This window comes from Mesorhizobium sp. (assembly GCF_005063415.1).
Taxonomy (GTDB): Bacteria; Pseudomonadota; Alphaproteobacteria; order Rhizobiales; family Rhizobiaceae; genus Mesorhizobium.
The window spans coordinates 1-285 of the sequence record NZ_SUEG01000402.1; the positions used below are offsets into that span (position 1 = coordinate 1).

At 69.8% G+C, this 285-nt stretch carries 1 pseudogene; it reads left to right on the forward strand.

Annotation, left to right across the window (positions count from 1 at the left end):
* Positions 1-19 precede the first annotated feature (19 nt).
* Positions 20-285, forward strand: a pseudogene (locus E5W70_RS32805) (hypothetical protein); the annotation flags it as partial.

Genomic DNA, 285 nt, shown 5'->3' on the forward strand with positions numbered 1-285 from the left:
CGTTGGGCCGGGCGGTCTTTTGCTGCTCGCCTGGCGCCGGCTGGCGGCGCGGCCGGCGGAAGAGCTGCTGACGGAGGCAAGCATCGGTTCGGTGCTGAATGAACTCGGTCTGGCGCGCAATGACGAGAGCGCGAGCGACCTGACGAACGATCTCAGACAGCTCTCCGCCAGTGACCGGACGGTCGGAATGATGACCGGCGCCATCGCGACCGCCGAGCGCCACGGCTTGGGGCGCGCTCTTGGAGCCTGGCTCGCCGACGCCCTGCTGGCGCAACGGCTGGGTTG